This window comes from Methylobacterium sp., from assembly GCF_019750675.1.
Taxonomy (GTDB): domain Bacteria; phylum Pseudomonadota; class Alphaproteobacteria; order Rhizobiales; family Beijerinckiaceae; genus Methylobacterium.
This window is the reverse complement of sequence record NZ_JAIEOF010000084.1, coordinates 1-6084: the sequence shown is the minus strand read 5'-3', so window position 1 is coordinate 6084 and position 6084 is coordinate 1. Positions and strand designations below refer to the sequence as shown.

At 68.9% G+C, this 6084-nt stretch carries 9 protein-coding genes and 1 pseudogene; 4 read left to right on the top strand and 6 right to left on the bottom strand.

What is annotated here, in order from left to right:
* From xoxF5 to K2X24_RS04245, 4 genes and pseudogenes are all read left to right on the top strand, one after another.
* Positions 1-534 (top strand): annotated as a pseudogene (gene xoxF5, locus K2X24_RS04260) (lanthanide-dependent methanol dehydrogenase XoxF5); the annotation flags it as partial.
* A gap of 135 nt (positions 535-669) precedes the next feature.
* Entirely contained in the window at positions 670-1275 is a 606-nt protein-coding gene (locus K2X24_RS04255; protein ID WP_292494978.1) for a c-type cytochrome, methanol metabolism-related, read from the top strand.
* Positions 1275-2129 carry a rare earth element methanol dehydrogenase accessory protein XoxJ gene (gene xoxJ / locus K2X24_RS04250; protein WP_292494975.1) on the top strand — a complete coding sequence of 285 codons (855 nt, stop codon included), beginning with the start codon at positions 1275-1277 and terminating at the stop codon, positions 2127-2129. Before K2X24_RS04255 ends, xoxJ begins: the two co-directional genes overlap by 1 nt.
* Positions 2130-2208: 79 nt before the next feature.
* Positions 2209-2703, top strand: a complete 495-nt coding sequence (locus K2X24_RS04245) for a L,D-transpeptidase family protein (protein ID WP_292494985.1) — start codon at positions 2209-2211, stop codon at positions 2701-2703.
* Here the strand turns inward: K2X24_RS04245 and folK are convergent, their stop codons facing one another.
* From folK to K2X24_RS04215, 6 genes are all read right to left on the bottom strand, one after another.
* Positions 2704-3195: a 2-amino-4-hydroxy-6-hydroxymethyldihydropteridine diphosphokinase gene (gene folK, locus K2X24_RS04240; RefSeq protein ID WP_292494973.1), complete on the bottom strand. Its 492-nt coding sequence runs from the start codon at positions 3193-3195 to the stop codon at positions 2704-2706. It lies immediately after the preceding gene.
* Complete coding sequence (folB, locus tag K2X24_RS04235; RefSeq protein WP_292494971.1) at positions 3192-3566, bottom strand: dihydroneopterin aldolase; 375 nt, start codon at positions 3564-3566, stop codon at positions 3192-3194. Before folB ends, folK begins: the two co-directional genes overlap by 4 nt.
* Positions 3563-4336, bottom strand: a complete 774-nt coding sequence (gene folP / locus K2X24_RS04230) for a dihydropteroate synthase (RefSeq protein WP_292494983.1) — start codon at positions 4334-4336, stop codon at positions 3563-3565. The genes folB and folP overlap by 4 nt, the downstream gene beginning before the upstream one ends.
* Before the next feature lie 231 nt (positions 4337-4567).
* Positions 4568-4948: a hypothetical protein gene (locus K2X24_RS04225; RefSeq protein ID WP_243910561.1), complete on the bottom strand. Its 381-nt coding sequence runs from the start codon at positions 4946-4948 to the stop codon at positions 4568-4570.
* Positions 4929-5654 (bottom strand): hypothetical protein, encoded by a 726-nt coding sequence (locus K2X24_RS04220; RefSeq protein ID WP_292494969.1) that lies wholly within the window; start codon positions 5652-5654, stop codon positions 4929-4931. Before K2X24_RS04220 ends, K2X24_RS04225 begins: the two co-directional genes overlap by 20 nt.
* Positions 5651-6084 (bottom strand): SPASM domain-containing protein (locus K2X24_RS04215; protein ID WP_292494967.1); only part of this gene is annotated, 434 nt, incomplete at its 5' end. The genes K2X24_RS04215 and K2X24_RS04220, both read right to left, overlap by 4 nt.

Genomic DNA, 6084 nt, shown 5'->3' with positions numbered 1-6084 from the left:
CCGAAGACCAACCTGTTCTACGTGCCCACCAACCACGTCTGCATGGACTACGAGCCGTTCCGGGTCTCCTACACCCCGGGTCAGCCCTACGTCGGCGCGACGCTGGCCATGTACCCGGCCCCCAACAGCCACGGCGGCATGGGTAACTTCATCGCCTGGGACGGTGTGAACGGTAAGATCAAGTGGTCGAACCAGGAGCAGTTCTCGGTGTGGTCGGGCGCCCTCGCCACCGCTGGTGACGTCGTGTTCTACGGTACCCTCGAGGGTTACCTGAAGGCCGTCGACTCCAAGACCGGCAAGGAGCTCTACAAGTTCAAGACCCCGTCGGGCATCATCGGCAACGTGATGACCTACAGCCACAAGGGCAAGCAGTTCGTCGGCATCCTGTCGGGTGTCGGTGGCTGGGCCGGCATCGGCCTCGCGGCCGGCCTGACCGACCCGAACGCCGGTCTCGGCGCGGTGGGTGGTTACGCCGCCCTCTCGAACTACACCAACCTCGGTGGTCAGCTGACCGTCTTCTCGCTTCCGAACTAATCGGTCGCACGCTACGGTAGGCAATAGGGTGCCGGCGCGGGTTTCCGCGCCGGCACCTTTATGATTAGAATCGGAAGAACAACACGCGAAACACGCGGCCTTCAAGCCGACGTGGTGTTCCTGGGAGAAACGTCGTTGCACATCATCAGCAAAGCCGCCATCCGTCCGCTCGTGGCCGTGCTCGCCCTCGCCTCCGTCTCGACCCTCGCCGTGCAGGCCCAAGACGCGAAGAAGGCTGATCCGGCGCTGGCCAACCAGCTGGATCCTAACGCCGCCGAGAAAGACACGAAGCTGATCGACAAGTTCGCGGCCGTGAAGGTCGAGGACGGCAAGTATCAGGACGGCGATGGCCATCCGACCTATCACATTACCAACGACGGCAAGAAGTTCGACTGGTACGCCTATTCGGGCTACCGCCGTTACCATGCCGAATGCCACGTCTGCCACGGCCCCGACGCCATGGGCTCGACCTACGCGCCGGCCCTGAAGGACTCGCTCAAGACCATCGGCTACGAGGAGTTCATCGGCATTCTCGCCGGCGGCAAGCGCGACTCGCAGGCCGGCCAGGAGCGGGTCATGCCGGCCTTCGGCGATAACAAGAACGTCATGTGCTACGCGGACGACCTCTACGTCTACCTGAAGGCCCGCGCCTCCGGCGCCATGCCGCGGGTGCGTCCGACGGACAAGGAAGAGAAGCCCGAGGCCGCCAAGACGGCCGAGAAGGAGTGCCTGGGCGGCTGATGACCCGCTCACGCACGCCGACACGCTTCGCCCTCGCGCTCCTGCTGATTTCCGCAGGGGCGCGAGCCGCATCCGCCCAATCGCTGCCCGACCTCGTCACCACGGACACGCTGCGCGTCTGCGGCGACCCGGGCAACATGCCGTTCTCCCAGCGCAAGGAGGACGGCTTCGAGAACAAAATCGCGAAGATCATCGCCGATGAACTCAAGGTCAAGATCCGGTACTACTGGCTGACGCAAGGACCGGGCTTCGTCCGCAACACCCTCGGCACCGGCTTGTGCGACATCATCATCGGCTCGGCCGCCGGCGGTGAGCTGGTCCAGCACTCGAACCCGTATTATCGCTCCGCCTATACCCTGGTCACCCGCACGGGCGAGTTCGACGGCGTGACCCGCCTCGACGATCCCAAGCTCAAGGGCAAGTCGATCGGCGTCATCGGCGGCACGCCCCCGGTGAACCGGATGGGGGAGGTGGGCCTCGTCAGCGTGATGAAGGCCTACGCGCCCTACCAGCTCGATCCGGCGCGCAAGCATCAGACGGTCTCGGCCGAAGTCATCGCCGATCTCGCCGAGAAGCGCATCGACGCGGCGATCCTGTGGGGTCCGGCCGCCGGCTGGCTCGCCAAGCAGAGCGGCGTGCCGATGACAGTCACCCCGCTGCTGCAGGAGCCCGACCGCCCGCCGCTTACCTTCCGGATCGCCCTCGGGGTGCGCCTGGAGGAGAACGACTGGAAGCGCAGCCTCAACACGATCCTGCGAAAGCGCCGCGCCGACATCGAGCGGGTGCTGCGCGACTACGACGTGCCGCTGCTGGAGGAAGAGGGCAACAAGCTCCTCGACGCTCCGGCGAGGTGAGCTGACGGCGGCCGACAGGGTGAACAGACCGCGATGGCGGCGGCGGATCGGCTCCGCCGCCGCCATCGTCGTTCTCGTCTTGGTCGCCCTCGTCGTCGTCGATCAACGCCAATGGCTGCGGGTCGCGCCACCCCTGGTGCCCGAGCCGGACCGGGCCGACCGCATCCTCGTGGAGAAGGCCGCCCGCCGCCTGACGCTGCTGCGCGACGGCCGGGTCCTCGCCACCGATCCGGTCTCCCTCGGCTTCAGCCCCGAGGGCCAGAAATCCCGCGCGGGCGACGGACGCACGCCGGAGGGCACCTACGCGATCGCCTATCGCAACCCGCGCAGCGTCGCCCACCTCTCGCTGAAGGTCTCGTATCCGACGCCAGAGCAGGCCCGCACCGCCGCGTCCGAGGGCCGCGCCCCGGGTGGCGACATCATGATCCACGGCCTGTTCAACGGTCTGTCCTGGCTCGGGCCCCTGCACCGCCGCGTCGACTGGACGAATGGCTGCGTCGGCGTCACCAACGCCGAGATGGAGGCGATCTACGCCCGGGTGGACACCGGGACCCCGATCGAGATCCGGCCTTGATCAGGCTCGCTCGATGCCGGCGGCGTCGAGCTTGGCCAGGGCTTCGGTGACCGTCTCGGGGCCGATGCGCAGATCGGGGGCGATCTCAGCCAGGGGCACCAGCACGAAGGCGCGCTCGCGCACGAAGCGGTGCGGAAGCACGAGGCGCGCATCCGAGATCGCCGCGCCCTCGTAGGACAAGACATCGATGTCGATCACCCGCGGCCCCCAGCGGCGCTCGCGCACCCGGCCCATGGCGGCCTCGATGGCGAGGCCCGCCTCCAGAAGGTCATGGGGGGTCAAGCTGGTCTCGATCCCGACGGCGGCGTTGAGGAACCAGTCCTGATCGGTGTCGCCCCAGGGCGGGGTCCGGTAGTCGGACGAGCGCGCGGTGATGCGGATGCCCGGCGTGGCGGCCAACCGCGCCACCGCGTCCGCCAGGGTCGCGGCCTTGTCGCCGATGTTGCTGCCGAGGCCGAGATAGGCCGCATGAAGCCCCGACACCGCGCTCATCGGGCCGCCTCGCGGGCGCGCACGATCTCGATGGCGACGCCGTCGATCACCGCCGGCACCGGGGCGCTCGGCTTGTCCACCCGCACCCGGATCTCGCGGATCAGCGGGTGCCGCTCGAGGATCTCGCCCGCGATGGCTTCCGCCAGGGCCTCGATCAGGGCGAAGCGCCGCTGCGTGGCGATCCGGGTCACGATCTCGGTGAGGTCGGCGTAGCTCACGGTCCGGGCAACGTCGTCGGAGCGGCCGGCCGGCCCGAGGTCGAGCCGGACGTCGAGGGAGACGTAGAAGCGCTGGCCGAGCCGGGCCTCCTCGGGCAGGAGGCCGTGGAAGGCGAACACGGCGATCCGGTCGACGACGATGCGGTCGCTCATGCGGGTCGTCCCATCACGGCATCGACCACCCGCAGGGCGTCGACATGCGGCCGCACGTCGTGGACGCGCACGATCCGGGCCCCGAGGGTCGCGGCGAGCACGTGGCTGCCGATGGAGCCGAAGAGGCGATCCACCGGCCGGGTCTCGGCATCGTGCAGGCGCCCCAGCAGCGATTTGCGCGAGACGCCGACGAGGACGGGAAAGCCGAGGGCCACGATCTCGGGCAGCCGCCGCAGGGCTTCGAGGTGCTGTTCCCAGCTCTTGCCGAAGCCGATGCCGGGATCGAGCACGATGTCGCCGTCGCGCAGACCGGCCGCCCGCGCGATGGCGAGCGAGCGCTCGAAGAAGCGCAGCATGTCGGCGACGATGTCGATGGCCGGATCGATGGTCTCGCGGTTGTGCATGATCATCACCGGCGCGCCATGGTCGGCGGCGACGCGGGCAATGTCGGGCTCGCGCTGCAGGCCCCAGACGTCGTTGACGATGCGGGCGCCGGCCTCCAGCGCCACCCGCGCGGTCGAGGCCTTGTAGGTGTCCACCGAGATCGGAACGGGCAGGCGGGGCGCGAGGTCGCGGATCACCGGCAGGATGCGGGCCTGCTCCTCCTCGGCCGAGACCGGCACGTGGCCGGGCCGGGTGGACTCGCCGCCGATATCCACCAGCGCCGCCCCCTCCGCCACCAGGGCCTCGGCCTGGGCGCGGGCGGCATCGCAATTCGTGAAGCGACCGCCATCCGAGAAGGAATCAGGCGTGACGTTGAGGATGCCCATCACGAGCACGCGCCGCCCGAGATCGGGCAGGAGCGTCGTCAGCGGAGCCGGCAGGTCTGGGGGCACGGGATGCTCGAGTTCGAAGGCGGGCGCGTTCGGGGCGCGTCCTCGGCCGGGATGCCGCTGTCTTTGAACGCAATGCCGGGTCGGAGCAACGCCCATGCCGGGGCGGGACGAAACCGCGTGCCGCGCCGCCGCTCCCGGCGGCGCGAGGGGGTCCGAAGGGTCGGCTCAGGTCCCGCCGCGATAGCAGCGGATTTCCGCCTCGGCCTGGGCGCGCCGGAGTTCGGCGACCTGATCGTCGAATACCTTGGTCGTCTTGAACTGGGCGGTCCGCTGGCCGATGCCCTGGCGGATGGAGAGCACGGTGCTGGCCTGGACGTACTTGTCGTAGGGCAGCAGCGCGGCGAGCGCATCGAGGGAGCAGGAGCAGCGCGACAGGGATTCGCGTGACTGGCCGTTGGCCGCCATACAGCCGAAGATGTAATCGGCCCGCGCCTCGGTGGGGTAGTCGTTCTCGGGCTCGGCCGCGGCCGCAGCACCGGCCAGGAGCGCCGCGGCGCAGGCGCCGGCCGCGAGGCGCGGGAGCCGCTTAACCAGCGTTCGGATCATAGGTCAGATTCTCCTGAAGGAGTTCGCCGCCCTCGGCGTTCTTGGAGCTCGCTTCGATCGAGACGAGTTCGCCGGGTACGGCCTCGGACGTGACGAAGGTGTAGGTCAGGTTCTCGAAGCCACGCATGCGCTCCTTCATCTTGTCGTCGATGAAGGGCTTGGTCTCGATGCGCCAGGCATCGACCTTGCGGCCCTTGTAGTCGATCTGCGTCAGCGTCACGGTGGCGTTGTCGCGCAGGCCCTTGCGGATGGCGTTCTTGATGTAGCGCGGATTGGCCATCAGCACGCGGGCGAGGTCGATGAGGTGATGCTCGAGGAAAAGCGTCATCACCGGGTTGCCGGGCATGTCCTCGAAGGGCCCGGCCGGGAAGCGGTTGGCGCCGGAGAACATCTGGACACGGATATCGCGGCTGTCGGCGGTCTTGCCGGGCTCGATGCCGAGCTTGATGGTGTCGTCGAGGGGCGGGCCGAACGGACCCTTCGAGATGCCGCTGCGGCGCAGGTAGGCGTAGGTCAGGGTCGCGCCCGGGGGCACGTTCTTCATCTGCGGCTGTTCGAAGAGCAGATCCGAGGCGTTCGGGGCGGTCGCGGTGTTGGCCTTCGTGACGGCCGGCGCCTCCGTGGCCGGAGGCGCGGCGGGCGCGGTCTGGGCGAGCGCGGGGGCGCTCGCGAGCAACACGAACGCGACAAGTGTGACGGGCTTCAAAGCGGCGCTTCCTCATTCAGCGGCGTACGCACATTCGGCTGCACGTTACTGCCGATGGTCCGATAGATGTAATCCGGCGGCGTCTCGGCAGCCTCCTCGGCGGCGAGATCGCGCACCTTGGCGTGGAGCGGCGAGAGCGAGCAGGCCGGGTCGGTGGCCGCCGCGTCGCCGGCGAGCGCCAGGGCCTGGCAGCGGCAGCCGCCCCAGTCCTTCTCCCGCCGGTCGCAGGAGCGGCAGGGCTCCTTCATCCAGTCCGTGCCGCGATAGGCCGTGAAGGCGGGAGCATTCGCCCAGATGTCGGCGAGCGAATGGTCGGACACGTACCAGAATTCGAGGTTCGGGATCGTCTCGGCCGCATGGCAGGGCAGAACCTTGCCCTGCGGGGTGACGTTCATGAGCTTGCGGCCCCAGCCGCCCGCGCAGGCCTTCG

Bases quoted from the DNA above. Each gene is read 5' to 3' on its own strand.
- xoxJ (WP_292494975.1), top strand. From the start codon at position 1,275: ATGACCCGCTCACGCACGCCGACACGCTTCGCCCTCGCGCTCCTGCTG.
- folK (WP_292494973.1), bottom strand. From the start codon at position 3,195: ATGAGCGCGGTGTCGGGGCTTCATGCGGCCTATCTCGGCCTCGGCAGC.
- folB (WP_292494971.1), bottom strand. From the start codon at position 3,566: ATGAGCGACCGCATCGTCGTCGACCGGATCGCCGTGTTCGCCTTCCAC.
- folP (WP_292494983.1), bottom strand. From the start codon at position 4,336: ATGGGCATCCTCAACGTCACGCCTGATTCCTTCTCGGATGGCGGTCGC.
- K2X24_RS04225 (WP_243910561.1), bottom strand. From the start codon at position 4,948: ATGATCCGAACGCTGGTTAAGCGGCTCCCGCGCCTCGCGGCCGGCGCC.